Origin of the sequence: Kitasatospora sp. NBC_01300 (genome assembly GCF_041435235.1) — a bacterium.
GTDB lineage: Bacteria > Actinomycetota > Actinomycetes > Streptomycetales > Streptomycetaceae > Kitasatospora.
In genome coordinates, this window is the sequence record NZ_CP108408.1 from 6,021,517 (window position 1) to 6,046,425 (window position 24,909).

The window sequence follows — 24,909 nt, forward strand, 5'->3', positions numbered from 1 at the left end:
TACCGTGTGATTGGAGTGAAAGTGCGTTCGCCGCCTGGACCGTGGTCACACACGCTCCGGACACAATGTCATCTGACGGTTGATCGTGCGTGCTCGAAGCATCCCAGTTCGGAGCGGGTTGACGAGGCGTCGGCGATCGGAGCGGGCGACCGGGTGGCCCCCGTGTGAAAACTGTGTGCCCGCGCTCCGGATATCCGCCCGGTCGGTCGGTCGGTTGGTCAGTTGGTCGGTTGGTCGGCGGCCGGGGCGTCGGCCCCGGCCCCGGTGGTCGCCCCGCCCCGCCCGCCCCGCTCAGTCGGCCAGCAGGCGCGACCGGGTGGCCTCCAGCTCGGCCGCCAGCACCCGCCCGGCCTCCTCGGCATCGCCCCGGTGCAGCGCCCCGACGAGGTCCGCGTGCGAGGCGTAGCCGTGGTTCGGGTCCCCGCTGCGCAGCCCCAGCACCCCCACCAGGTCCACCAGGTGCTCCCTCAGGACCGGCGCGAACTGGGCGAACAGGTCGTCCAGCACCGGGTTGTGCGCGGCCGCCACCACGGCGGTGTGCAGCGCGATGTCGGCGTCCACGAAGGCCGCGTCGTCCGCGCCGCCCGCCGCCAGTCGGGTGGCCAGCGCCGCGTCCACGGCGGCGAGGTCCGTCTCCGTGCGGCGCGCGGCCGCCAGTCGGGCCGCCTGCACCTCGACCATGGTGCGCACCTCGTAGACGTGCGCCAGCTCCGCCCGGCGCAGCCGGGTCGGCCAGTCCAGGGCGGGCCGGTCCGCCGTCACGAACACGCCCGACCCCTGCCGGCTCTGCACCATCCCGGCGCCGGCCAGCGCGCGCAGCGCCTCCCGGACGGTCGAGCGGCCGACGCCCAGCTCCTTCGCCAGGGCGACCTCGCCCGGCAGCTTCCCGCCCACCGGCCAGTGTCCGGCGGTGATCTGCTCCTCCAGGCGGCGGGTGGCCTGGTCGACCAGGGGGGAGCGGTGGAGGGGGCCGAGCGGGGGCATGCGCGTTCACCTGTCAGCTTGTCTGAGGACTTGGTTCGTGGTTAGTCTACCCGGCATGCAGCCGTGGAGTCTCCCTCTGGGTGGCCTTCTTCTTGGTGGCCGCAGCGGGGCGTGACCGGACCGGCACCCCGCTGCGGGGCGCCGTCCTGCCGGTCCACCGGTACCTCCGTAAGGACTCATCATGCGATTCCCGACCCTGCGTACCCCCGCCGGCCCCGTCCCGGTCACCGCCCCCGCCTGGAACCCGCAGCGCCCGGGTGCCATGCCCTCCCACCGCTACCGGCCCGCCCACGAGCGCGTGCACGTCCCCGCACTGATGCGGCGCTGGCCCGGCCGACGGATCAACCACGCCCCGCTGTGGGTCCCCGTCGACCTGCGCGACGGCAACCAGGCACTGGCCGAACCCATGGACCCGGCACGCAAACAGCGGATGTTCGACCTGCTCCTGGCCATGGGCTTCAAGGAGATCGAGGTCGGCTACCCCTCCGCCAGCCGCACCGACTTCGACTTCGTCCGGCAACTGGCCACCGTGCCCGGCGCGGTGCCCGAGGACGTCACCGTCGTCGTCTTCACGGCGGCGCGCGCCGACCTGATCGACCGCACCTTCGAGGCCGTCGAAGGCCTGCCCCGCGTCGTCGTCCACCTCTACACCGCCACCGCCCCGCTCTGGCGCGAGGTCGTCCTCGGGCGCGACCGGCACGAACTGCGGGCCCTGATCACCGAGGCCGCCACCCACCTGGCACGGCGGGCCGACGGCCGGCCCGGGGTGCGCTTCCAGTTCTCGCCCGAGGTGTTCAACCTGACCGAACCGGACTACGTCCTGGAGGTCTGCAACGGCCTCACCGAACTGTGGGACGCCAGCCCCGACCGGCCCGTCGTCCACAACCTGCCCGCCACCGTCGAGATCGCCACCCCCAACGTCTACGCCGACCAGATCGAGTACCTGCACCGGCACCTGGAGCGCCGCGAGTCGGTGATCCTCTCCGTCCACCCGCACAACGACCGGGGGACGGGCGTCGCCTGCGCCGAACTGGCCGTGCTGGCCGGCGCCCAGCGGGTGGAGGGGTGCCTGTTCGGCAACGGCGAGCGGACGGGCAACGTCGACCTGGTGACGCTGGCGCTCAACCTGCACACCCAGGGCGTCGACCCGATGCTCGACTTCTCCGACCTCGACGAGATCCGCCGCACCGTCGAGCACTGCAACCGGCTGCCCGTGCACGAGCGCCACCCCTATGCGGGGGACCTGGTGCACACCGCCTTCTCCGGCACCCACCAGGACGCCATCAAGAAGGGCTTCGCCCACCACGCCAAGGTGGCGGCCGAGTCCGGCGTCCCGGCGCGCGAGGCGCCCTGGTCGGTGCCGTACCTGCCGATCGACCCGGCCGACCTCGGTCGCGACTACGAGGCGGTCATCCGGGTCAACAGCCAGTCCGGCAAGGGCGGCATCGCCTACCTGCTCCAGACCGGGCACGGGCTGGAACTGCCGAGGCGGCTCCAGATCGAGTTCTCCCGGGTCGTGCAGGAGGCCACCGACGACAGCGGGCGGGAGGTGACGGCGGAGGAACTGTACGGGCTCTTCCGCGCGGAGTACCTGGACGCGGCGCCGGACTGGCCGTGGCGGGCCGGCGATGACTGGGCGGAGGTGGACGGCCGGCGCGGCGAGGGCGCGGGGCCGCTCGACGCGGTGGCCGACGCGCTGCGGGTCGACATCCTGCACTTCAGTGAGCACGCCGTCGGGGCTGGTGCGGGTGCGGGTGCGGGTGCGGGTGCCGGCTCCGGTACCGACGCCGTCGCCTACGTCGAGGCCCGGGTCGGCGGGGTCGGCGGGCAGGTGGTGTGGGGCGCCGGGCGGGACGGCTCGGTGCTCACGGCGGGCGTACGGGCGGTGCTCAGCGCCGTCGGCCGCGCGCAGCGGGGGTGACCCGTACCGACGGGATCCGGACGGAGCCGGCCCACCGCGACACCGTGCGCGGTGGGCCGCGCCGCCTAGATCGGTTTCGGTGCGATCATCGCGAACGGCGCGCCCTGCGGGTCGGCCACCACCGACATCCGGCCCGCCACCATGTCGAACGGCGGGGCGAGGACGGTGCCGCCGTGCTTGACCAGGGCGTCCACGGTGGAGTCGACATCGTCCACCGCGAAGTACGTCAGCCAGTGCGCGGGCGTGCCGGGCGGGTCGTTGGCGAGCAGCGAGACCCCGCCGACGGCCCGGCCACCGACCCGCAGCTCCCAGTACTGCTCGGCGCCCTGCGCCGGCTGGATCTCGATGCCGAACGCCTCACCGTAGAAGGCGGTGGCGCCGGGCAGGTCACTGGTGTGCAGCTCGTTCCAGATCAGTGCGCCGCTCTCGTTGACGACCCGGGCACCGGAGAACTCGCCCGGCTGCCAGACGCCGAACACCGCGCCCTGCGGGTCGGCGGCGATCAGCATCCGGCCGAGTTCGCCGACGTCCATCGCCGGGACGAGCAGGGTGCCGCCCGCGCCGACGATCGCGTCCTGGGTGGCCTGCGCGTCGGTGGTGGACAGGTAGCTGGTCCACACGGTCGGCGGAGTGGGCATCCCCTCCGGCGCCATCGCCGGTCCGATCCCGGCCGCCGCCTTCCCGTTCAGCTCGCAGACCGCGTACCCGCCGAACTCGGCCGGGCCGACCTGCCCCTGCCAGCCCAACAGGTCGCGGTAGAAGTCCAGTGCCGCCTGCTGGTCCTGCGCCATCAGATCGACCCAGCACGGAGTGCCGGTCGGGTACGGAGTGGTGACTTCGGGCATTCTCGCTCCTTCAGGTGAGGTCCTGCGTCGGTCACCCTCTCGTCGCGGACCGTGCACCGCCACTCGACACGCTGTCACGCCCCATCGGGCGACACCACTCACCGCCGCTCACCGCCGTCGAAGCGGGCAGGGCGGGGGCGTTTCGGAGGTGGGGCCGAACGTCCGGGGGCACGCCACGGCGGCGACCGACCGGAGCTGCTGGCCGGGTGTCCAGTACGTCCACACCACGTCGTGCGGGAACGTGTCGAGGAACGCCAGGGCGTGATCCAGCCGGGTGGCCGAGGGGAGGTCGCCCTCTGCGGCGGGGGAGTCGGCGAGCTGCTTGCCCAGCCAGTCGAGCACCTCGGCCGGGTCGTTGGCGGTGAGCCTGATCTGCGCCGCCGACTTGGCGAGCCAGTGCATGACCTCCAACGGCGGTACGGGGCTGCCCCATTCGGGCCGCAAGCGGTTCTGCGGTCCGGGCGGCCTCCGTTCGGCGTCGTCGGGCCGCTTGCCGCCCGCCCACGCGTAGCAGTGCCAGTGGAGCCCGGGTCTGTTCCAGTGATCCATGCGCGCCCTACCCTGGGTGTGAGGCGGGCCCCGTTCCCAGTTGCGTTGGGAACGGGGCCCGCTGGTGCGAGGTGGCGCGTCAGGCGGAGGTGGTGAAGCGGTCCGGGTCGATGCCGGCGGAGCTCAACTCCACCGTGGTGAAGCGCAGTTCACGCCCCGGAGCCTTGGTGTCACCCATCACCCACAACCCGCCGGCCACCCCGGGCACCTCCCGCAGGGTCACGCACGACTCCCCGTCGTCACCCCCACCCTGGTTCCCGCCGCACGCCTTGTAGGCGGCGAGTCCGGCCGGAATCTCGATCTCGTACAGGTCGCTCACTGCACTGCCTTCCTGTTCGATGCTGAAGGGAGGCGGCCCCCAACCGGCATTGACCGATGAGGTGACGTCAGATCGACAGTAGGAAGCCATGAGTGCCGCGGTCCACGAAGTTGCACTCGGTTGCACCGGTTCACCCGAGGGAGTTGACAGCCTTGGTGATGCACGCGCGTGCTGCCGCACCCCGATCGGCGAGTTTCGCCAGCTCGGCGAACGCCCTGTGGTAGGTGCCGATTTCGCTCGGCGTCGAGATGTTGATTTCCGCCGTCAAGGTTTCCACGGCGACCAGGTCTTCATCGAAGGCGTAGAACGCTTCAAGTGGCCAAACCGAACGACGCACGCCGAAGGGGATGATTCCGAAGGATACGTTCGGCTGTGCCATCACCGACAGGAGGTGGGTGAGCTGGCTGGCCATGGCAGCATCATCGGCCACTCGGTAATAGAGGACAGATTCCTCAATCAGAAGAGCGAACCGCCGGGTGACGTTCTGGATGACGCGTGATCGCTCCAGTCTGGCTCGGACGGCCTGGTCAACGTCATCAGGCGTACCCTGGAAGGTCGTGATGGAGCGCAGAAGCCCAGTCGCATATTCGGCAGTTTGCAGCATCCCTGGTACGAGATTGGATGCGTAGACGCGAAAATGTCGAGTGCGCTGATAAAGAGGAACGGTCTTCTCGTGGACTCGCCGCATGCCATCGCGGTGGATCTGTCGCCACTGCATGTACATCGCGTCGGCTGAACGCAAGGCGGCAATAAGGTCTGCTGACTGCTCCTCGGCCCCACACGCGATGCACCATGCGCGGATATCGGCATCCGAAGGCAAAGTTACGCCACGCGAGATACGCGATGATTTGGACTTGTGCCACCCGCAACGAGCGGCCAGCTGATCCCCAGTGAGCCCCGCATCCTTCTTCATCGCGTCCAGCTGAGCAGCTATCGCCGCACGTGTGGCCTGTGCGCTGGAGACGGGAGAAGAGGGCATGATCTGGCCTATCGGGCTCTATCGGAGGTGCTGTGTGGGAGTTCCCGTGCGGGATTTCTGTATTCCTGGACTGCTTCAAAGGTCAGACGTACGACGGTGCGACCCGGGGGCCGCATCGGCAAACAGTAGCTTCGGCGCCGACGTTGCGGTCGAGTGAGTTGCATCAGGTTGCAGAGAACGTGGAACCCTCTTGCGTGCGGCGTGAGGCTGCACGATTCTCCCAACTCCTCGGATGATGTCGGTCGACGGCAGGTGGTCAAGCGCCTCTCCATGGGGCTCGACCGGTTCGGATCACCCTCCTGGGCTGCGCTGCATGACGATCGCCCATGGCGGCCGTCGTGTCCCGAACGCCGCGGCAGATCTTCCGCATCCGGGTCGGGAAGATCGCTCGGCTGCGTGACTACTTCGCGCCTGAGATGGCGAGTTGACGAGCTGAGGACATCCGACCGGCCACGGCCGGCGTCAGGCCAGGGAGCGGAAGAAGGTCCGGATGTCGGCGACCAGCAGGTCGGGCTGTTCCAGGGCGGCGAAGTGGCCGCCGTGGTCGAACTCGGTCCAGTGCACGATGTTGTCGATGCGTTCGGCGAAGGCGCGGACCGGGAGGGTGATGTCGTGGGGGAAGACGGCCATGCCGGTGGGGACGGTGGAGGGGGTGGCCTCGGTCCAGCCGTTGCGGGCCGACTCCTTGTACAGCCGTGCGGAGGAGCCGGCGGTGGCGGTGAGCCAGTACAGCATCACGTTGGTGAGGAGGTGGTCCCGGGGCACGGCGTCTTCGGGGAGGCCGCTGTCGCAGTCCGTCCATTCGCGGAACTTCTCGACGATCCAGGCGAGTTGGCCGACCGGTGAGTCGGTGAGCGCGTAGCCGACGGTGTGCGGGCGGGTGGCCTGGACGGCGGTGTAGCCGGAGGTTTCGGCCTGGTGGCGGGCCCAGGTGTCGAGCCGTTCGCGGTCGAGGGCGTCGAGGGCGGACGGGTCGCCGGTGGGGAAGGTGGGGGAGGTGTTGACGTGCACGCCGATGACCCGGGTGGGGGCGGCGAGGCCGAGTTCGCGGGAGATGCCGGAGCCCCAGTCGCCGCCCTGGGCGCCGTAGTGAGGGTAGCCGAGACGGTCCATCAGTTCGGCCCAGGCACGTGCCACCCGCCGGTAGTCCCAGTCGAGTTGGCCGGTCGGCCCGGAGAAGCCGTACCCCGGGATGGAGGGCGCGACCACGTGGAAGGCGTCGCGCGGGTCGCCGCCGTGCGCGCGGGGGTCGGTGAGCGGGCCCAGGATGTCCAGGAATTCGGCCACCGAGCCGGGCCAGCCGTGCGTGATGATCAGCGGGGTGGCGTCGGGTTCGGGTGAACGGACGTGCAGGAAGTGCACGTTGGCGCCGTCGATGGTGGTGGTGTACTGCGGGAAGGTGTTGAGCCTGGCCTCGTGTGCGCGCCAGTCGTAGCCGGTCCGCCAGTACTCGGCCAGGTCCTGGAGGTAGTGGAGCGGGACGCCGTAGTCCCAGTCGGCTTCGGGCGGCGAGTCGGGCCAGCGGGTGCGGGAGAGGCGGTCGCGCAGGTCGTCGAGCTGGTGCTGTTCGATGGCGATGCGGTAGGGGCGGATGTCGGTTTCGGCGGTCATGGCGTGGCCTTTCAAGTTCGGGGGAGGGGTCAGGCCGTCGGCAGGATGTGGGCGAGCAGGGCCGCTTCCAGATCGCGCAAGGGGAAGGCCGGGTCCTCGGCGGAGAGGGTGAGGCCGCCGCGGATGCCGGCGAGGAGGAGCAGGCGGGCAGCCGCGGGGTCGGGGACGCGGCAGGCCGCCAGGGCTTCGTCCAGGGCCTGGAAGAGGTCGGCGGAGGCGAGGTCGGCGCCTGCGGCGACCAGGACGGCACGGGCTTCGGGGTCGGCGAGCAGGGCGGAGACGGCCCGGCTCTCCTCGACCTCCTCGGGTGCGGCGTCCAGGCCGAGCAGGGCGGAGCGGACCAGGAGTCGCAGGGTGTCGGCGGGGCTGTCGGCCGGCTGGGCGGCGAGCGCCGCGCGGGTCCGTTCGCGCCAGCCGTCGGCGATGTCGATCAACAGGCCGTCCTTGCTGCCGAAGTAGCGGGAGGGCAGTCCGTCGGCGACGCCGGCCCGGGTGGCGACTTGGCGCAGGGTGGTGGCGCGGTAGCCCTGGTCGGCCATGAGCAGGACGGCGGCGCGCCGGATCTTGGCGCGGGTCGCTTCGCGGACGGCCGCCGAGGCCTCAGGCGTGCGGGGCACGGGGGTGTCCGGTTTTTGGTTGAACCATTGTTCAATATAAACACACGGCAAAGGTCCGCGTCACGCCCGGCGCGGGCCCCGGGGAGTCGGAGGTGGCAGGGCGGCCGCTAGCCCAGTTCGTAGCGGACGAGCTCGTCGGTCACGGTGGTCACGACGAAGCCGGTCTTCGCCAGGACCCTTCCCGAGGCGGGGTTGCCGACGCGGTGCTCGGCGGTGACCCGTGGGGTGCGGTGGTGCGCGAGGAACCGGCGCACCGCTGTGGTGGCGTAGCCGTGGCCCCAGGCGTCCTCGCGCAGGATGTAGCTGAGGCTGCCCGTGTGGCCGGTGATGCGGAGCCGGACGATGCCGATCAGGTCGTCGTGGACGTCGATGCCGAGGACGCGTGCGGTGCGCGGCCGTTGCGCGTCGGCCTCCCGGGCTTCGCGTACGTAGTCGTGGGCCTGGGCGGCGGTCATCCGGCCGAACCACAGGTCGGCGACCGACCTGCCGCTGTAGATGCGGCGGACGGCGTGGGCGTCGCCCGGCCGGAGCTCGCGCAGGTGCACCCTTCCTCCAAGTCGTGGCGCCGGTCCGGGACTTCGCCCTGTCGAACGGGAAGCCGGCGGGAAGCCCCGGACCCTGGGCGGCTCAGGCGAAGATGAGGCGGAAGATCTGGTTGTAGACGAAGAAGCCGCCGGGCTGGCCGGGGATCGGCTGCAGGTTGAACGTCTCGGCGAACTGCAGGGGCTTGTCGAAGGCGTTGTCGATGACGAGGCCGCCCGTGACGGTGACCAGTACGCCGTTGCCCGGGGCGGGCTGCGCGTCGGTGGTGTTCACCTTGTGCTTGACGGTGGCCAGTTCGGGCGTCGTCAGCTTCACGAGGATGTTCTGCTGTCCCTGGACCTGGGTGTTCTCCCAGGTCAGCATCGACTCGGGTCGGTAGAGGCTGGAGAGGTTCCCGCGTCCCTGGCTGCCGGAGTCGAAGGTGTTGTAGTAGTGGCCCACGAACGAGTTGGCAATGGCGTTGAAGTCCATGCGCGGAACGTACCAGTCCGCTCACAACAGGTGTGCGCTGTTTGACAGATCCGACTGAGGCTGCCACAGAGCGGGCCGGCGCACCTTCCGGGCGACGGGTCCTCGGCGGTGGCGTCCGCCACCCGGGATGTCGCGCGGCGCGGCGCCCAGGTTGCGGCGCAAGCGAACGGTGCCGGAGGGTGGTCGTATGGATACTCTTCGCATGCGACCCTCGCGGCCCGCCCGTCGGCGGCGTCTCGCGCTCCTCGCGCTCCCCGTGACCGGTGGCCTGCTCGGCGCTGCCCCCGCCTCCGCGCCGCAGCAGGTAGCGCCGGTGGACCTGAGGGCCGTCGTGACGGCCGCCGCCGCCCATGGGCAGCAGGTGTTCTCGGAGGCCGGCACCTCCTACTTCACGGTGCCCGCCGGGGTGACCGAGGTCCTCGTCCAGGCCTGGGGCGGCGGCGGTGGCGGCGGTGGGGGAGGCGGTGGGGGCGGGGGTGCCGGAGGGGGTGGCGGCGGCGAGGACTCCACCTTCGGGTCGTACGGCGGTGGTGGCGGTGGTGGTGGCGGCGGGGGAGCAGGAGGGGGCGGTGGCGTCGGCGGTGGCAGCGGCTCCTACCTCGCCTGCCGGCTCCAGACGTCCCTCCTGGAGCAACTGCCCCCGTACGGGCAGCCGCCGGGAACCGTCGCAGTGCGCGTCGGACGAGGTGGTGGAGGCGGGGCCGCGGGGTCGGGTTCGGGCGGAGGTGGCGGCGGTGCGGACACCGAGAACGGCGGCAGCGGGGAGTCGGGCTCCACCGGTGCCACCGGCGGGGTTGGTGTGGAGGGGTTCAGCAGCGGCGTGTTCTTCGAACTGCCCTTCCCGGATGCCGACGGCGAACTCGTCCTGCAGCCCTTCGCCGCGGCGGCCGGCGGTCGGCCCGGCGGCGGCGGACCGGGCGGACCGGGCGGCGGTGGCGGCGGGGGAGGCACCACCGGGCGGTCGAACGGCCACCCCGGAAGCGGCGGATCCGGAGGCCGGGGCGGGCCTGGCAGTGCCGGGGGAGCGCAGGGTCAGGGCTCCGACAGTGTGTGTGAGGGGGAGGCGACCGGTGCCGTCATCGGCGCGGACGGTGCGCAGGGGACGGGCGGTGGGTCGGGCTACTCCGGTAGCGCAGGCAGTGACGGAGGCCAGGGGCGGGGCGGCTACGGCGGAAACGGCGGCTACGGCTCCTCCGGCGGAGGTGTGGGCGGTGCGGGCGCGACGCTCCCGGCCACCACGCCCGCCCCGCCGGTCGGAACCGGCACGGGAGGTGCGGGCGGAGCCGGCAGCGGGGGCGGCGGGGGAGGAAAGGGCGGCAACGGTGACGACGTCGTCGTCAACGACAACACCCCCGGCAGCCCGGGCGGAGCCGGCGCCGACGCGACCGGGGGCACGCAGGGGACGCCCGGCTACGTGATCATCAGCTGGTAGTCCGACGCTCGGCCGCCTCGCGACGGGGCGTGGACCACGGGTGGGCCGGGGCGGTGTGAACGCCGCCCCGGCTCGCCCGGTGGGGTCGGGGGTCCGGCAGCCGGCTCTCCACGGGGGCGCCGACGCGTCGTCGTCAGTGGTAGGGAGCCCGCGTGACGGTCGCAGTCGGCGCAGTGGGGGCCACGGTTGCCGAGCGCATTGGCGCCGGGTTCCTCTCCAGCGCGGTCTTGTCCCGTGGTTCGGTAGTGACGCGCGAAAACACGGTTCCCGGTATTGGGCTGCTGCGGTACCGACCGGATCCCCTGTTCGGTGCCGTCTCGGCTCGGCCTTGTGAAGTCGGGTGCTCAGAACGACCAGTGGATGAGCGCGTACCCCGGCGCTCCGGCCTCGCCGGGCGAGGCGCTGCCGGGACCGGACTCGCCACCCGGCCCGCCGGTCGCGGCGTCTCCCGGGTTGGCGCTCCCGGTGTTCGCGGGCTGGCCGCCCGTTCCCCCCGGCGAGACGATGTTCGGGAAGAGCGCGCCGGCCGTGCTGCCCCCGGCCGCGCCGGGCCGTACGTAGCCGCCGCCCAAGGGGGTTTCGGCGGGTGCGGTGCCGCCACCCCCTGCGCCGCCGCCGGCGTACGAGTCCGGGAAGCCCCCGCTCGCCGTGAAGCCCCCGCCGCCGCCCTGGGCGGTGGCCAGCACCGTCGAACCGATCGCGATGGTGGTGCTGGTGCCGCCGGAGCCCACGGCGCCAACCGCGCCGCCCGCGCCACCGGCACCGATGGTGATGGTGACCTGCTCAAGGGGGAGCACCGTGATCGCACCGTGCACGTATCCGCCGCCACCCCCGCCCCCACCGCCGGTCACGGGCGCGGTCGAGGTGCCGCCGGCGCCTCCGCCACCGGCGCCCCAGGCATCGATCAACAGGCCGGTGACACCGACGGGGACGGTGAAGGTGGCGGTCCGGGTGAACTCGCGCACGCCCGTGGTGGCGTGGGCGGGGGCGGTCCCGGCGGCGAGGGTGGTGGCGGAGACGGCCAGCACGGTCGCGCAGGCGGCCAGCGCGGCACTGCTCCGCCGACGGCGCGTCGTGGTCGGGGCGGATGTCATCGAGGTGTTCCTCCGTGTCGCTGCCCTGGCCGGGCGTGGGCGGGTGGGTCTGTGGGTAGTCCACGCACCATCCTTCGCTCCCGGGGCGAGCCGTGCACCAGGTGTTACGCCGGATGACCGGGGGGCCGGGCCGTCGGTGGATCTCGACCAGGGACTTGCCCTGCTCGGAAGCCGGTGTCGGTGGGTGCGGCTAGCGTGGGCGCACGTGGGCAGTTGGGCCGACACCCGGGGGGACCGATGGAGAACGCGCCGGACCACGGCCGGACCGTGCGGAACGGTTCGCTCGCGATGATCGGCCTGGGGGTCCTGCTGTTCGTCCTCAGCCTGGTCTACCTGATACCGCACGACATGGGGGTGACGTCGGCTCTCCGCAGTCGCGGCGTCCACACCCAGGCGGTCGTCACCGACTGCACTGAGGTGAGCGGGCCGCAGGACAATCCGGCGGGCAACTCCCATTGCCGGGTGCGGTTCACGACCTCCGAGGGGGCGCCCGTCGAGACCCGACTCGCCTACGTCACCGACACCGTCAAGGCCCACGACACCGTGACGGTGGTGTACGACCCCCGGCACCCGGACACCGCCGCCCTCGCTTCGAGCATCGGATTCTGGAACTCACTGGGCCGGAACGCGCTCGATGTGGTCGCACTGGTGGCGTCCGTCGTCATGACCCTGCTGGGCCTCGCGGTCCATCTCGCGTACCGCCGGCTCACCCGGGCACGCAGGCGGCCCACCGCTCCTCAGGCGGTGGGCCGTTGAGAGTGGCTGCTCCTGAACCGGGCGAGTTCGCTGCGCCCGGCCAGTACCTCCTGCTCGACTCCGCCGAGGCTTGCCGCCGGACGATGTAACTAATACAGTTACGACATGGAGAGGGGTGATGGACGGCATGAGCGCGAACAGTAGGTTGACCGTCGCCGCGCACGCCCTGACCTGGATCGGGCTGTACCAGCGCCGTGGCCACGAGGTCGCCACCTCCGAGCAGATCGCGACGAGCGTCAACACCAACCCCGTGGTGATCCGCCGCCTGCTGGCCCAGCTGCGCAAGGCGGGCCTGGTCGACTCGCGGAGGGGTGCCGGGGCCGGCTGGACGCTGTCGCGGGACCTGTCGGCGATCACCCTGCTCGACGTCTACGAGACGGTGGAGCCGGGGCCGATCTTCGCCCTGCACCCCGCCACGCCCGACCCCGAGTGCGTGGTGGGCCACGGCATCGCTCCGGTGATGGCCGCCGTCTACGACGGGGTCGAGGCCACCCTCCGCCGGGAGCTGTCGGGGACCACGCTGGAGGATGTGCTGCGCGACGTGCTGAAGGCCGCCTAGCCTCGGCCGTGGCAGTGCTTCCCGCGCCGGTTTTTGCGCCCAAAAATGTAACAAGAATAGTTACGTCAAGATTCGGAGAATCTCATGGGACAGCTGGACAACAAGACCGCCCTCGTCACCGGCGCCTCCACCGGCATCGGCCTGGCCATCGCCCGCCGCTTCGCCGCCGAGGGGGCGACCGTCTACCTCACCGGCCGCCGTGAAGCCGAGCTGGCGGCCGCCGTCGAGCAGGTCGGCAGCCGGGGCATCGGCGTCCGGGGCGACGTGTCGAAGCTCGACGACCTCGACCGGCTCTTCGCCGAGATCACCGAGCGCAGCGGACGGCTCGACATCGTCGTGGCCAACGCGGGCCTCGGGGACTTCGGCCCGCTCGGCGAGATCACCGAGGAGGAGTACGACCACACCACCTCCGTGAACCTCAAGGGCACGGTCTTCACCGTGCAGAAGGCGCTCCCGCTGCTGTCGGCCGGCGCCTCGGTGATCCTGCTCTCGTCCAGCGCGGCCCTGCGCGGCGTCCCGGGCCTGGGCGTCTACGCCGCGACCAAGGCCGCGATCCGCAGCCTCGCCCGCACCTGGGCCACCGAACTCGCCGGTCGCGGCATCCGGGTCAACGCCCTCACCCCGGGCCCGGTCACGACCCCCGGCGCCGACGAGCTGCGGGCCGCGTCCCCCCAGGTCGATCAGGCCGTCGCCACGACCCCGCTCGGCCGCGTCGGCCGGCCCGAGGAGGTCGCCGCCACCGCCCTCTACCTGGCCGGGGACCAGAGCTCCTTCACCACCGGCGCGGAACTGCTCGTCGACGGCGGCCTCACGCAGCTCTAGGTGTTCTGTCCCGTCTCGGCACAGAACGTGAGCGGGGTGGGAAGGCGGAGTGGGAAGTCGGCCCAGCCGACTTCCCACTCCCTCACCGGACTTCGGCCAGCGGCACAGGGCCGTGTCCACGACGTTCTCGACGTGCTCCGAGCCGGCGGCGTCCGGCGGGACGGTGGTCACCGCGATGTTGACGGCGCGGCCGTCGTCCGTCGCCCCGCCCCGGGTCTCGATGATGCGCTGGTCGATCTGTTCGGCTAGGGGGCGGCCGGTGACCTTCTGGACGACCAGGCCGGCCGGCACGTAATTGGTGCTGCTGTACTTGAAGCTCGCCCCCGGGGCGAAGTCGGCCTTGTGCTGGAAGGCGATGTCCAGCAGGTCGCGCGGCTCGAAGTACCGGTGCTGGAGGGAGGGTTCGTCGATGTAGCCCTCGTAGTCCGGGAGCCCGCTGGTGTGCTGGAGGAGCTGGCGGACCGTGATGTGGCACCCGTCGATGCCGTCGCCGCGGACCAGTGCGTTCAGCCCCTGCTGGACGGCGTCCGGGCGGGGGGCGGCGGCTGCCGTGGACGGCGCCAGGGCGGTGCCTGCGGTCATGACGCCGGCGGCCACCGCGCCGAGCGCCCCGCACACCGACCGCCCGCACGCCGACGCGGGGCCGGCCCGACGGGGGTGCGGGCCGGCCCCGCGGGCCTGGTCGGGCGGTCGTGGCCGGCCGTTCGTGTTCAGTTGGCCGTGTCCGGTCGGCCGTGTTCAGCCGGTCGCGCCGACCGCTACTCGGTCAGCATCTTCTCGCCGGCGTTCGGCAGCTCGGCGCCCTTCTTGTCGAAGAACTGCCACGACGTCACCTTCTTGCCCGGCTGCTCGGCGACCACCAGCCGCTGGTACGGGGAATCCCCGACGGCCTTCAGCCACGGCTCCATGACCGAGCCGTCCGACCAGGTCACCAGGACCTTGCCGACGTCCGGGCCGAGGGCCATCACGGCGAGCTTGATCGGGAGCGGGCCCGGGGTGCCGGCCTTGTCCCGGGCGCCGACCAGGGCGCCGCTGAACGTGTCGGCCATCCCCTCGGGGACGTGCCCGGGCGCCGGGTAGCTGTTCTGGATGTCGGACGGCTGGCGCACCCCGTCCAGGGTGACGTAGTCGTTCACGACGTCCTCGTTGGGCTGCCAGTAGTGCTGGACGTACTCCTCCGTCGGCTGGTCGAGCGAGGAGTCGACGGCGTGGCGCTCCTTCCAGACGGCCACCGCCTGCTCGTACGCCTTGTCCTTCGGGGCGACCGGCCAGAGCGCCGTGAAGAGCTGCCACTTCTTGCCGTCGGGGGTCTCGCCCTGGGCGATCGGCACCCGGACCGGGGTGAGCGGGTCCCGCTCGGCCGTCGCCGAGCCGGACGGCTGGGCGGCCGGACCGCCCCCGGTGCCGCCGCCAGGGCCGCCGTTGGCCGGGACGAGCGACTGGCTGCCGCTGCTCGCGGGGGAGCTGTGCAGACCCGCCATCGTCCCGCCGCCCAGCACCACCACCGAGGCCAGCGCGAGCGCGCCGACCACAGACCGGCGACGGCGCCGGATCCGGCGGCCGCCCGCCATGATGTCCGCCATCGGCGCCGGGCCGACCCTGGCCCCGGACGCCACCTCCGCCAGGCCGAGTCCGACCCACACGTCGCCGTCGTCGCCCGCCGCGCCCATACCGACCGTCCCGCCGTTGCCGCCCGCGCTCATACCGCACCTCCGATGCTCGTCATGCCCTTGATTTCCTTCAGCGCTGCGGCCCCCCGCAGCCTCGCGATCCCCTTGGCCGCGTGGCTGCGCACGGCTCCGGCCGAGCAGCCCATCGCCTCGGCGGCCTGACTGTCGCTCAGGTCCTCCCAGTACCGCAGCACCACGGCCTCGCGCTGGCGGGCCGGCAGGGCGGCCAGTGCCGTCATCAGCGCGCCGCGCTGGTCGGAGCGGGCGTAGCAGTCCTCTGCTCCGGCCTCGTCCGGCACCGCGTACACCAGCAGCTCCGGCGCGCGGCGGCGCCAGCGGCGGGCGTGTTCGTTCACCAGGATCCGCCGCACGTAGCTGTGCGGATCGCCGGCCCGTCGCACCTTCGCCCAGGCCGCGCAGGCCTTCTCGGCCGCGGACTGCACCAGGTCCTCGGCCGCGTACTGCTCCCCGGCCAACAGGTACGCCGTTCGCAGCAGCCGTGGCCAGGCCCCGACGATGAACGCCTGGAACTCCTCGTCCCGGTCGGTCTTCGTGCCTCCCATGAGCACCTCCTCACCCACCTAGAGCCCGGAAGCGGCCCAAAGCGCTTACTCCCGCCGATCACCAAACCGGTTGGCGTCCCCCAGGGGCGTCGATACGATCCGCAGATGATCCTCTCCCATGACGTATCTCATGACGTGCCGGGGAACCGCCCGACCCTGGTGCTGCTGCACTCGTCCGTATGCGACCGGAGGATGTGGGACCCGCAGTGGCGGGGGCTGGTCGACGCGGGCTACCGGGTGATCCGGGCGGACTTCCGGGGCTTCGGCGACACGCCTCCGGCCGACGCCCCGTACAGCGACGCGCAGGACGTGCTGGCGCTCCTCGACCACCTGGGCGTCGAGAGCACCGCGCTGATCGGCGCCTCGTACGGGGGGAAGATCGCCCTGGACGTGGCGGCGCTGCGCCCCGGGTCCGTCACCGCGCTGGCCCTGCTCTGCTCCGGGGTGTCCGGGCACGTCGCCGGTGACGCCCTGATGGCCTTCGCAGCGCGGGAGCGGGAACTCCTCGCGACCGGGGACGTCGAGGGCGCCGTCGAGCTCAACGTCGAGAGCTGGTTGGGCCCGGAGGCGGGCGACGAGGCCCGTGAACTCGTCCGCCGGATGCAGCGGCGCGCCTTCGAGGTGCAGGCGGACGCCGAGGTCGGCCCCACCGGCGACGAGGCGGACATCTCCCGGATCACGGCGCCCTGCCTGGTCGTGACCGGCGGCCACGACCTGGACGACTTCCGGCGGATCGCCGACTCCGTGGCGACCCGGATCCCCGGCGCCCGCCGGCTCGAACTGCCCTGGGCCGGTCACTTCCCCGGCCTGGAACGGCCCGAGGAGACCTTCGAGCTGCTCACCGGATTCCTCCGCGAGACGGCGTAGGCGCCCGCCCCGCTCCGCTCCGCCCCGAGGAGCGCTGCCTCAGTCGGCGGAGCCGCGCCGGCCGGGGCGGGTCGGGTCCGGGCGGCGCGGGTCCGGGCAGGCCGGGTCGGAGGAGGGGGGATCGGGACAGGCCTGGCTGGGGCAGGCCGCGTCGGGATCGTCCAGCAGCAACTCCAACAGCGGTACGGCCGCCTCCAGTTGGCGGCACTGCTGCGGGGTGAGCCGCGTGCTGCGGCGGGCCAGCAGGGCGGAGCGCTCCCGGCGGATCCGGGTGATCGCCGCCAGGCCGGCCGGGGTGAGTTCGAGCAACTGGGAGCGGCCGTCCAGCGGGTCGGGGGTCTTGGCGATCAGGCCGTCGGCGATCAGCGGGGCGATCGTCCGGAGCACGGACGGGACGGCCACCCCCTCCAGCGCGGCGAGTTCGCCGAGCCGTAGCGGGCCGTGCACCTCCACCCGGGCCAGGGCGGAGAGTTGGGCGACGGTGAGGTCCTGGCCGCCGGAGGCGCGGGCCATCTGCCGGTTGAGCCGGCCGATCGCCAGCCGCAGTCGGACGAGGGCCTCGGCGGAGAGGCCGGCCCCGGCTGCGCCGTGGCTCCCGACCTCGGCGTCGGCATCGGGGTCGGTCACGGCGTCGGGGCCGGTCATGGCGTCGGCGTCGGTCACGGCATCGCGCCCGGTCATGGCCTGCGGGCCTTCCCGTGCGCGGCGGGCCGACCCGCGCCGGGCCGTTCGGCGGCCTCGCCCGCGCCCGTCCGGGTGCGGCGGGGGCGGCGCGGCCCGGTCCGCTCGCGCACCAGCGAGGCCGCCGCGGCGACCAGCGACATGGCGATCGCCAGCCAGAACACCACGACCAGGCCGTCGTGGAAGGGGCCCGAGATCAGTTGCGGGAAGAACTCCCGGCCGGTCAGTGTCCGGGCGTTGGCCGCCGGAAGCATGCCGAGCACGTGCGGGCCCAGCAGCTGCTGGATCGGGTTGTACCCGAGGAACGCGGCGAAGAGCGTGCCGACCGGTGGCAGCGAGGCGATGGTGTGCGCGTCGGCGGCGGGCACGCCCTGCGCCGTCAGTCCGGCGGTGAGGGTGTGCGGCAGCGAGCCGGCCAGGCCGGCCACCATCAGCGAGAAGAAGACGCCGATCGAGAGCACCATGCCGGCGTTCTGGAAGGTGGCCCGCATGCCGGAGGCGGCGCCGCGGGCCTCGGCGGGCACGCTCGACATGATCAGCGAGGTGTTGGGGGCCGCGAACAGGCCGCCGCCCAGGCCGTTGAGGAACACCAGGACGGCGAACCACGGGTAGCCGAAGTCGGTGGGCAGGAGCAGCAGTCCGGCGAAGGACAGGGCCATCACCACCAGCCCGCCGGAGGCGAACAGCCGGGCCCCGGCCCGGTCGGAGAGGTAGCCCGAGACCGGCCCGGCGGCCAGGAAGCCGACGGTCAGCGGGACGAGGTAGATGCCCGCCCACAGCGGGGTGTCGGCGTAGTCGTAGCCGTGCAGCGGCAGCCAGATGCCCTGGAGCCAGATGATCAGCATGAACTGGAGCCCGCCGCGGGCGATCGAGCCCAGCAGGGTGGCCGCGTTGCCGCCGGCGAAGACCGGGTCGCGGAACAGCGCCAGGGGGAACATCGGCTCGGCGACCCTGGACTCGACCAGGCAGAAGGCGATCAGCAGCGCCACGCCGCCGAACAGCCCGCCCAGCACCCAGGGGCTGGTCCAGCCCATGGTGTGGCCGCCGTAGGGCTGGATGCCGTAGGTGATCGCGGCGAGCAGGGCGGTCAGGCCGACGCCGAAGGTGACGTTGCCCCACCAGTCGATCCGGGCGGGCCGCCGTACGCCGGTCTCGCGCAGCGACCGGTAGGCCCAGACCGTGCCGAGGATGCCGATCGGCACGTTGACCCAGAAGATCGACCGCCAGTTCCACTCGGCCAGCAGCCCGCCCAGCACCAGGCCGATGAAGGAGCCGGCGATGCCCGCGACGATGTTCACCCCCAGCGCCATGCCGCGCCGGTGGGCGGGGAACGCGTCGGTGATGATCGCGGCCGAGTTGGCCATCAGCATCGAGCCGCCGATCGCCTGCACCACCCGCCAGCCGATCAGCCACAGCGCGCCCGGCCCGCCGTGCAGCGGGTCGAGGGAGAGGGCCACCGAGGTGAGGGTGAAGATCAGGAAGCCGGCGTTGTAGATCCGCACCCGGCCGTGGATGTCGCCCAGCCTGCCGAGGGTGACCACCAGGACGGCGGTGACCAGCATGTAGCCCATCAGCATCCACAACAGGTAGCTGACGTTGCCGGGTTGGAGCGGGTCCAGGCCGATGCCGTTGAAGATCGCGGGGAGGGAGATCAGCACGATCGAGGCGTTGATGGTGGCGATCAGGGTGCCGAGCGTGGTGTTGGAGAGTGCGACCCACTTGTACCGCGGATGGTCCGCCGCCACGGCCCCGTGGACCGTGCGGACGCGCCTGCCCCTGCCGTTGTTCGGGATCTTCGTCGCCACCGCTGCCCCCAGGTGAGTGGCAGCCCGGGGCCGCCAGTCGGAGAGTACTTCGATAGCTTTCGCTAACTAACGATAGTCCGACCATCCTGCCGCCGATAGCCCGCAGGCATCCGGGGGACCGCGATCGGCCACGCGCCATGGGCCATGGGCCACCGGCCGTCGGCGGCCCGCTCCCGCGCGGCCGGGGCCCGACGGCCGGCTCGTACGCACAGGCCCGCCGCGTCCGGCAGCCCCTGCTTTCCGACGCGGCACATACACATTTCCGCCACATTCCCGCGGTGCTGCGCCGCCTTTCCGCGGCGCCGGATGTCCGAATTGCCTGACCGGGGCGGCTTCGTGTCGAATTCCTTGACATGACCACCTTCTCATTTTCGTCTGCCGCAAGTAAAACTTCGCAAAGAATGGCTCTCCGCAGGGGGGCGGTTGACCTGCGCAATCAACATATTGTTGCAGCTCAGAGGCCTGATGATCACCCTTCGCCATACGGGTGTAACCGGTCGTGTCCGCGCCGATCGGCATTCCGCAGGAGTACGGTTCCGGAGGAATCGCCGGGCGTGCTCGCGAGTAAAGTCGAGCAGCCTTGCGGGACTATTCGCCATGCCGTGAAAAGACGTACCGGGAATTGGTGCGAAGTATGGGTCAGAAAAAGGGTGAGCCGGGGGCCTCGAAGGCCGCCCGCCCGATATCCCTCAAGTTAGCCGTCGAAGTCCTGCGCGGCGTCGCGCAGGTGGACTTCATGCCGTCCGCCGTCTGCGGCCTGTTCTTCGTGGCCGCACTCTTCGCGGCCGGCTGGCGCTACGGCGTCTACGGTCTGCTCGGCAGCGCCGTCGGCACCGCCGTCGCGTACGGCCTGCGGCTGGCGCGCGACGCCGTCGAGGCCGGGCTGCACGGTTACAACGGCTGCCTGGTGGCGCTGGGGTGCGCGGTGTTCCTCGGCCCCGACCACCCCGCCACCGTCGCGGCGGCCGTCCTCGGCGCCGTCGTCGCCGTGGTGGTGACCGCGGGCCTCGGCGCGGTGCTCGACACCTGGAAACTGCCCGCGCTCACCGCGCCGTTCTGCCTGGTCGCCACCGCGACGACGGCCTCGGCGCCCGGCTTCCGCCACCTGTGGCACGGCAGCGGCGCCCCGACCGCCCTGGCCGGGCCGGCCGCCGGCCCGACCGGTCTGACCTGGGACCAGTTGTGGCACGGGTTCTTCGCCAACATCGGCCAGATCTTCTTCATGCCCCAGTGGTACGTCGGCCTGCTGTTCCTGGCCGGCATCTTCGCGGCCAGCCGCCCGGCCGGCCTGCTGGCCTGCGCGGGCAGCGCGACCGGGCTGCTCACCGCCTGGGCGCTCGGCGCGCCCGCCGACGCCGTCGGCCAGGGGCTGCTCGGGTACAGCGGGGTGCTCGTCGCGATGGCGCTGTGCGGCGTGTTCGTCGCCCCCGGGGGGTGGAGCGCGGCCTACGCCGTCCTCGGCGCGGCCGCCGCGACCGTCCTGACCCCGGCGCTGGCCGCCGCCACCGCGCCGTTCGGCGGCCACGCCTTCACCTGGCCGTTCGTCCTGACCACCATGCTGTTCCTGGCGGCGGTCCCGGCCATTCCCCGGCTGCGCAGAGTCTGACCGGGTTTCGGTAGCCCGAATTCCCGCTCGTGACAGGCGTGTTCATTCGGAGTTCCTGCGGAGTTCCCTCGGAAAGGAAGAGTGATTCCCGTGAATCTCGCCCCGCGTGAGATGGACAAGCTGTACATCTACGTCGTGGCCGATCTGGCCCGCAAGCGCCGCGACCGCGGTGTGAAACTGAACTACAGCGAGGCCTGCGCGCTGATCAGCGAGGCGATCATGGAGGGCGCCCGGGACGGGCGCACCGTCGCCGAGTGCATGGAGATCGGCAAGCAGGTCGTCAGCGGCGAGGACGTCATGCCCGGCGTCCGCGAGATGCTGCCGCTGCTCCAGGTCGAGGCCGCGTTCCTGGACGGCACCAAGCTGGTCTCCTGCCACGACCCGGTGGGTGCCTGAGCCATGACCGTGCATCAGGCGGAAGCGGCGACCGGTCCGACGCCGGCGCCGACCTCGGCCCCGGCACCCGCCGCCACGGTGGTGCTGGCCGGCGGGCACGAGAGCGACGGCGGCCGGGACCTGGCCGCCCTGGTGGAGCGCGAGCCCGCCGTCCACGCCGCGGCCGCCGCCGGTCGGGCGCTCGGCGAGGCCGTCCGCTCGGCGCTGGCCGCCACCGACGGCCCGGTGTGCGTCGTCCCGATGACGCTGGGCCGCGACCCGAAGCTGGTGGCCGACACCGCCCGGGCGCTGCGCTGGCTGGCAGCGGGGGAGGGGCGCGGACGACTCGCCCTGACCGGGGCGTTCGGCGGCAAGGACCACCTCGTCGGCTGGCTGCGGGCCGCGGCCTCCGCCGCCCCCGGGCCCGACGGCGCCGTGCTGGTCACCGCCCCGGCGGCCGGACCGTTCGAGGACGCGGACCTGTTCCGGATCGCCCGGCTGGTCCGCCAGTACGGCCACCACCGCTGGGTCGAGGTGGCCTTCGCGGGCGGCGACCCCGACCTCGCCGAGGGCGCCGAACGCTGTCGGCTGCTCGGCGCCCGCGAAGTGACGGCCGTACCGGCCTCGTTCGGGCCGGTGCTGCGCACCGAACTGCCCGGGGTGCGGGACGGCGGGCCGCTGCTGCGGCCGTCCGCGATCGCCGGCGTCGTCGCGGCCCGCACCGCGGCGGCCCTGCACCTGCTCGGCCACGGCGAGGACGGCATCCTGGCCGGCCTCGACGCCGAGCACGGGCACGGCTACGCCCACAGCCACGGCCCCGGCGGGGACCACTCGCACGGCCACGACCACGGCCACGGCCACGGTGCCACCGACGGACACACCCACGGCCACGCACACCACTGAACCGAAAGAACTGAACCGACAGAGAGGAAGGGCCCGCCATGTCTGGTGGCGCCACGTACCTGTACGGCGACGACCCGGTGGAGATCAACGCCGGTCGCGCCCAGGTCACCATCACGGTCAGCAACACCGGCGACCGGGCGATCCAGGTCGGCTCGCACTACCACTTCTTCGAGGTCAACCGCGCCCTCGACTTCGACCGCAACGCCGCCTACGGCAAGCACCTGGACATCCCGGCCGGCACCGCCGTCCGCTTCGAGCCGGGCGACACCAAGGACGTCACGCTCGCCGAGTTCGGCGGCCACGGCCGCCTGATCGGCTTCAGCAACCTCGTCGACGGCGGCATCAGGTCGGCCGACACCCGCGCCCGGGCGATCGACCGGGCGATCGCCCTCGGGTTCAAGGGCACCAACCTCGACCACAAGGAAGGCGACCGCTGATGGCCACGCTGTCCCGCAAGCAGTACACCGATCTCTTCGGGCCCACCGTCGGCGACCGCTTCCACCTCGCCGACACCAACCTCGTCGTCGAGATCGAGAAGGACTTCAACCAGGGCCACTACGGCGACGAGGCCGTCTACGGCGGCGGCAAGGGCATCCGCGACGGCATGGCCCAGGACCCGGCCGCCACCTCCGCCCAGGGCGCGCTGGACCTGGTGATCACCAACGTCGTCGTGATGGACGCCGTCCTCGGCGTGGTCAAGGGCGACATCGGCGTCAAGGACGGCTTCATCACCGCCGTCGGCAAGGCCGGCAACCCGCACACCCAGAGCGGCGTGCACCCCCGGCTGGTCATCGGCCCCGGCACCGAGGTGATCTCCGGCGAGCACCTGATCGCCACCGCCGGCGGCATCGACACCCACATCCACTTCATCGCCCCGCAGCAGGTGCAGGAGGCGCTGAGCAACGGCATCACCACCCTCATCGGCGGCGGCACCGGCCCCTCCGACGGCACCAACGGCACCACCTGCACCCCCGGCCCGTGGAACATCCACCGGATGTACCAGGCGGTCGAGGACCTCCCGGTCAACGTCGGCCTCCTCGGCAAGGGCAACGGCTCGCTGCCCGGCGCCCTGCGCGAGCAGGTCGAGGCCGGCGTCTGCGGCCTCAAGGTGCACGAGGACTGGGGCAGCACCCCCGCCGCCATCGACAGCGCGCTCGGCGTCGCCGACGAGTACGACGTCCAGGTGGCCATCCACACGGACACCCTCAACGAGGGCGGCTTCTTCGAGGACACCCTCTCCGCCATCGACGGCCGCACCATCCACACCTTCCACACCGAGGGCGCGGGCGGCGGCCACGCCCCCGACATCATGCGGATCGCCGGCGAGCCCAACGTCCTGCCGTCCTCCACCAACCCCACGCTGCCCTACACCGTCAACTCGGTCGACGAGCTGCTGGACATGGTGATGGTCTGCCACCACCTCAGCCACGACATCCCCGAGGACGTCTCCTTCGCCGACTCCCGGGTCCGCGCCGAGACGATCGCCGCCGAGACCGTCCTGCACGACGAGGGCGTCATCTCGATCTTCTCCTCGGACTCGCAGGCGATGGGCCGGATCGGGGAGTCCTTCACCCGCGCCTTCCAGACCGCCCACCACTGCAAGGACCAGCGCGGCAAGCTCGACGGCGACACCGAGCGCAACGACAACTTCCGCGTCCTGCGCTACCTCGCCAAGCTCACCATCAACCCGGCCATCGCCTCCGGCACCGCCGACCACATCGGCTCGCTGGAGAGCGGCAAGCTCGCCGACATCGTGCTCTGGCCGATCAACTCCTTCGGCGCCAAGCCCAAGATGGTCATCAAGGGCGGCGTCATCAACTGGGCGCTGATGGGCGACCCGAACGCCTCGCTGCCCACCCCGCAGCCGGTCTACTACCGCCCGATGTACGGCGCGCTCGGCCGGGCCAAGCAGGCCACCCGGGTCTCCTTCATGTCGCAGGCCGCCATCGACCTCGGCGTCCCGGCCCAACTCGGCCTGGACAGCAGGGTCCTGCCCGTGCGGCGCTGCCGCTCGGTCGGCAAGCAGCACATGGTCCGCAACGACGCGCTGCCGAAGATCGCCGTCGACCCGGAGACCTACAAGGTCACCCTGGACGGCGAGCCGGCCACCATCGAGCCCGCCCGCGAACTCCCGCTCAACCACCTGTTCTACCTCGCGTGAACAGCGCTTCGGGGCCCGTCGCAGGACCCGCGGGAGGCCTGGACGCCCTGCTGGTCAGCCTCCAGCTGACCGACTCCGCCTTCCCCAGCGGCTTCTACACCCTCTCGCACGGCCTGGAGGGCTACGCGCAGGCCAAGGCCGTCACCCCGGACACCATGCCCGACCTGCTCACCGACCTGCTGCGCCACTCGGTCGGCCCCGGCGACGCCACCGCGCTCGCCCTCGCCCACGGCGCCGCCCGGGCCGGCGACTGGGGCCTGCTGGTCGAGGTGGACCAGCGGCTGCACGCCACCAAGCTCAACCGCGAGCTGCGCCTGGCCTCCACCCGGACCGGGCGCCAACTCCTCGACATCGCCCGGGAGTCGATCGGCGGCGAACCGCTGGACCGGTACGCCGGACTGGTCGCCGCCAAGCAGGCCCCCGGCTCCCAGCCGGTGGCCGCCGGAGTCGCCTACGCCTCCGCCGCCGTGCCCGTCGACCAGGCCGTCGCCAGCGACCTGTTCGCCTTCTGCACCAGCTTCGTCGGCGCCGCCCTTCGGCTGCGGCTGACCGACCACCGCAAGGCGCAGGTGGTGCTGCGGGCCGCGGCGCCGGTGATCGAGGAGACCGTACGGGCCGCCCTCACCCGGGAGTTGGACGACCTGGGCGGGTGCGTGCCGGTCGCGGACGCGATGTCCGGGCGGCACGAACGGGCCGAGGCCCGGCTGTTCGCCAGCTGAACCGCGTCCGGGAGGTGCGGGCGGGCACGGGATCGCCGCAGCTCCCGTCCCTCCCGG

The 24,909-nt window shown here is 72.3% G+C and carries 26 protein-coding genes and 1 pseudogene; 12 read left to right on the forward strand and 15 right to left on the reverse strand.

The window, feature by feature from the left end:
- Positions 1-291: 291 nt before the first annotated feature.
- Complete coding sequence (locus OG556_RS26370; RefSeq protein WP_371520092.1) at positions 292-984, reverse strand: FadR/GntR family transcriptional regulator; 693 nt, start codon at positions 982-984, stop codon at positions 292-294.
- A 181-nt stretch (positions 985-1,165) separates the two neighbouring features.
- Here OG556_RS26370 and OG556_RS26375 point away from each other — a divergent pair, with 181 nt between their 5' ends.
- On the forward strand, positions 1,166-2,905 hold the full coding sequence (locus OG556_RS26375; protein WP_371520095.1) for a 2-isopropylmalate synthase: 1,740 nt from the start codon (positions 1,166-1,168) through the stop codon (positions 2,903-2,905).
- 65 nt (positions 2,906-2,970) lie between these two features.
- On the opposite strand, the gene OG556_RS26380 is transcribed toward OG556_RS26375, so the two are convergent.
- The 8 genes from OG556_RS26380 to OG556_RS26415 form a co-directional block, all read right to left on the reverse strand.
- Complete coding sequence (locus OG556_RS26380; RefSeq protein WP_371520098.1) at positions 2,971-3,750, reverse strand: VOC family protein; 780 nt, start codon at positions 3,748-3,750, stop codon at positions 2,971-2,973.
- A 108-nt stretch (positions 3,751-3,858) separates the two neighbouring features.
- Complete coding sequence (locus OG556_RS26385; protein WP_371520101.1) at positions 3,859-4,299, reverse strand: hypothetical protein; 441 nt, start codon at positions 4,297-4,299, stop codon at positions 3,859-3,861.
- Between the two features lie 79 nt (positions 4,300-4,378).
- Positions 4,379-4,618 (reverse strand): hypothetical protein, encoded by a 240-nt coding sequence (locus OG556_RS26390; protein ID WP_063349800.1) that lies wholly within the window; start codon positions 4,616-4,618, stop codon positions 4,379-4,381.
- Positions 4,619-4,748: 130 nt separating this feature from the next.
- Positions 4,749-5,597, reverse strand: coding sequence for a helix-turn-helix domain-containing protein (locus tag OG556_RS26395; protein ID WP_371520104.1), 849 nt, complete (start codon positions 5,595-5,597; stop codon positions 4,749-4,751).
- 462 nt (positions 5,598-6,059) lie between these two features.
- Positions 6,060-7,208 (reverse strand): epoxide hydrolase family protein, encoded by a 1,149-nt coding sequence (locus tag OG556_RS26400; protein WP_371520106.1) that lies wholly within the window; start codon positions 7,206-7,208, stop codon positions 6,060-6,062.
- A 29-nt stretch (positions 7,209-7,237) separates the two neighbouring features.
- Positions 7,238-7,825: a TetR/AcrR family transcriptional regulator gene (locus OG556_RS26405; RefSeq protein ID WP_371520108.1), complete on the reverse strand. Its 588-nt coding sequence runs from the start codon at positions 7,823-7,825 to the stop codon at positions 7,238-7,240.
- A 107-nt stretch (positions 7,826-7,932) separates the two neighbouring features.
- Positions 7,933-8,370: a GNAT family N-acetyltransferase gene (locus tag OG556_RS26410; RefSeq protein WP_371520109.1), complete on the reverse strand. Its 438-nt coding sequence runs from the start codon at positions 8,368-8,370 to the stop codon at positions 7,933-7,935.
- Between the two features lie 82 nt (positions 8,371-8,452).
- Entirely contained in the window at positions 8,453-8,839 is a 387-nt protein-coding gene (locus OG556_RS26415) for a nuclear transport factor 2 family protein (protein ID WP_371520111.1), read from the reverse strand.
- A gap of 202 nt (positions 8,840-9,041) precedes the next feature.
- Here OG556_RS26415 and OG556_RS26420 point away from each other — a divergent pair, with 202 nt between their 5' ends.
- Complete coding sequence (locus tag OG556_RS26420) at positions 9,042-10,271, forward strand: hypothetical protein (protein WP_371520114.1); 1,230 nt, start codon at positions 9,042-9,044, stop codon at positions 10,269-10,271.
- A 344-nt stretch (positions 10,272-10,615) separates the two neighbouring features.
- Here OG556_RS26420 and OG556_RS26425 read toward each other — a convergent pair whose 3' ends face one another.
- On the reverse strand, positions 10,616-11,365 hold the full coding sequence (locus tag OG556_RS26425) for a glycine-rich domain-containing protein (protein ID WP_371520116.1): 750 nt from the start codon (positions 11,363-11,365) through the stop codon (positions 10,616-10,618).
- A gap of 237 nt (positions 11,366-11,602) precedes the next feature.
- Between OG556_RS26425 and OG556_RS26430 the strand changes: the two genes are divergently transcribed.
- The 3 genes from OG556_RS26430 (at position 11,603) to OG556_RS26440 (ending at position 13,502) form a co-directional block, all read left to right on the forward strand.
- Positions 11,603-12,121: a DUF3592 domain-containing protein gene (locus OG556_RS26430; protein ID WP_371520119.1), complete on the forward strand. Its 519-nt coding sequence runs from the start codon at positions 11,603-11,605 to the stop codon at positions 12,119-12,121.
- A 127-nt stretch (positions 12,122-12,248) separates the two neighbouring features.
- Entirely contained in the window at positions 12,249-12,680 is a 432-nt protein-coding gene (locus OG556_RS26435; protein ID WP_371520122.1) for an Rrf2 family transcriptional regulator, read from the forward strand.
- A gap of 84 nt (positions 12,681-12,764) precedes the next feature.
- A complete protein-coding gene (locus OG556_RS26440) occupies positions 12,765-13,502 on the forward strand; it encodes an SDR family oxidoreductase (RefSeq protein WP_363579601.1) in 738 nt (245 codons plus the stop codon).
- Positions 13,503-13,727: 225 nt separating this feature from the next.
- Here OG556_RS26440 and OG556_RS26445 read toward each other — a convergent pair.
- From OG556_RS26445 to OG556_RS26455, 3 genes and pseudogenes are all read right to left on the reverse strand, one after another.
- A pseudogene (locus OG556_RS26445) lies at positions 13,728-14,084 on the reverse strand (serine hydrolase domain-containing protein); the annotation flags it as partial.
- Positions 14,085-14,260: 176 nt separating this feature from the next.
- Positions 14,261-15,205 (reverse strand): hypothetical protein, encoded by a 945-nt coding sequence (locus OG556_RS26450; RefSeq protein WP_371520125.1) that lies wholly within the window; start codon positions 15,203-15,205, stop codon positions 14,261-14,263.
- Positions 15,202-15,735, reverse strand: coding sequence for a SigE family RNA polymerase sigma factor (locus OG556_RS26455; protein WP_363579599.1), 534 nt, complete (start codon positions 15,733-15,735; stop codon positions 15,202-15,204). Before OG556_RS26455 ends, OG556_RS26450 begins: the two co-directional genes overlap by 4 nt.
- Before the next feature lie 105 nt (positions 15,736-15,840).
- On the opposite strand from OG556_RS26455, the gene OG556_RS26460 reads away from it, so the two are divergent.
- Positions 15,841-16,602 carry an alpha/beta fold hydrolase gene (locus OG556_RS26460; protein ID WP_371520128.1) on the forward strand — a complete coding sequence of 254 codons (762 nt, stop codon included), beginning with the start codon at positions 15,841-15,843 and terminating at the stop codon, positions 16,600-16,602.
- 39 nt (positions 16,603-16,641) lie between these two features.
- On the opposite strand, the gene OG556_RS26465 is transcribed toward OG556_RS26460, so the two are convergent.
- A complete protein-coding gene (locus OG556_RS26465) occupies positions 16,642-17,283 on the reverse strand; it encodes a MarR family winged helix-turn-helix transcriptional regulator (RefSeq protein ID WP_371520131.1) in 642 nt (213 codons plus the stop codon).
- Positions 17,280-19,028, reverse strand: coding sequence for an MFS transporter (locus tag OG556_RS26470; RefSeq protein ID WP_371520134.1), 1,749 nt, complete (start codon positions 19,026-19,028; stop codon positions 17,280-17,282). Before OG556_RS26470 ends, OG556_RS26465 begins: the two co-directional genes overlap by 4 nt.
- 694 nt (positions 19,029-19,722) lie before the next feature.
- Between OG556_RS26470 and OG556_RS26475 the strand changes: the two genes are divergently transcribed.
- The 6 genes from OG556_RS26475 (at position 19,723) to OG556_RS26500 (ending at position 24,852) form a co-directional block, all read left to right on the forward strand.
- On the forward strand, positions 19,723-20,694 hold the full coding sequence (locus OG556_RS26475) for an urea transporter (RefSeq protein ID WP_371520137.1): 972 nt from the start codon (positions 19,723-19,725) through the stop codon (positions 20,692-20,694).
- Between the two features lie 90 nt (positions 20,695-20,784).
- Positions 20,785-21,090, forward strand: a complete 306-nt coding sequence (locus OG556_RS26480) for an urease subunit gamma (RefSeq protein WP_063349823.1) — start codon at positions 20,785-20,787, stop codon at positions 21,088-21,090.
- A 3-nt stretch (positions 21,091-21,093) separates the two neighbouring features.
- Positions 21,094-21,972: a sirohydrochlorin chelatase gene (locus OG556_RS26485; RefSeq protein WP_371520140.1), complete on the forward strand. Its 879-nt coding sequence runs from the start codon at positions 21,094-21,096 to the stop codon at positions 21,970-21,972.
- Between the two features lie 38 nt (positions 21,973-22,010).
- Positions 22,011-22,409, forward strand: a complete 399-nt coding sequence (locus OG556_RS26490) for an urease subunit beta (RefSeq protein ID WP_350887002.1) — start codon at positions 22,011-22,013, stop codon at positions 22,407-22,409.
- Positions 22,409-24,133, forward strand: coding sequence for an urease subunit alpha (gene ureC / locus OG556_RS26495; protein ID WP_063349826.1), 1,725 nt, complete (start codon positions 22,409-22,411; stop codon positions 24,131-24,133). Before OG556_RS26490 ends, ureC begins: the two co-directional genes overlap by 1 nt.
- Entirely contained in the window at positions 24,130-24,852 is a 723-nt protein-coding gene (locus tag OG556_RS26500) for an urease accessory protein UreF (RefSeq protein ID WP_371520143.1), read from the forward strand. The genes ureC and OG556_RS26500 overlap by 4 nt, the downstream gene beginning before the upstream one ends.
- Positions 24,853-24,909 lie beyond the last annotated feature (57 nt).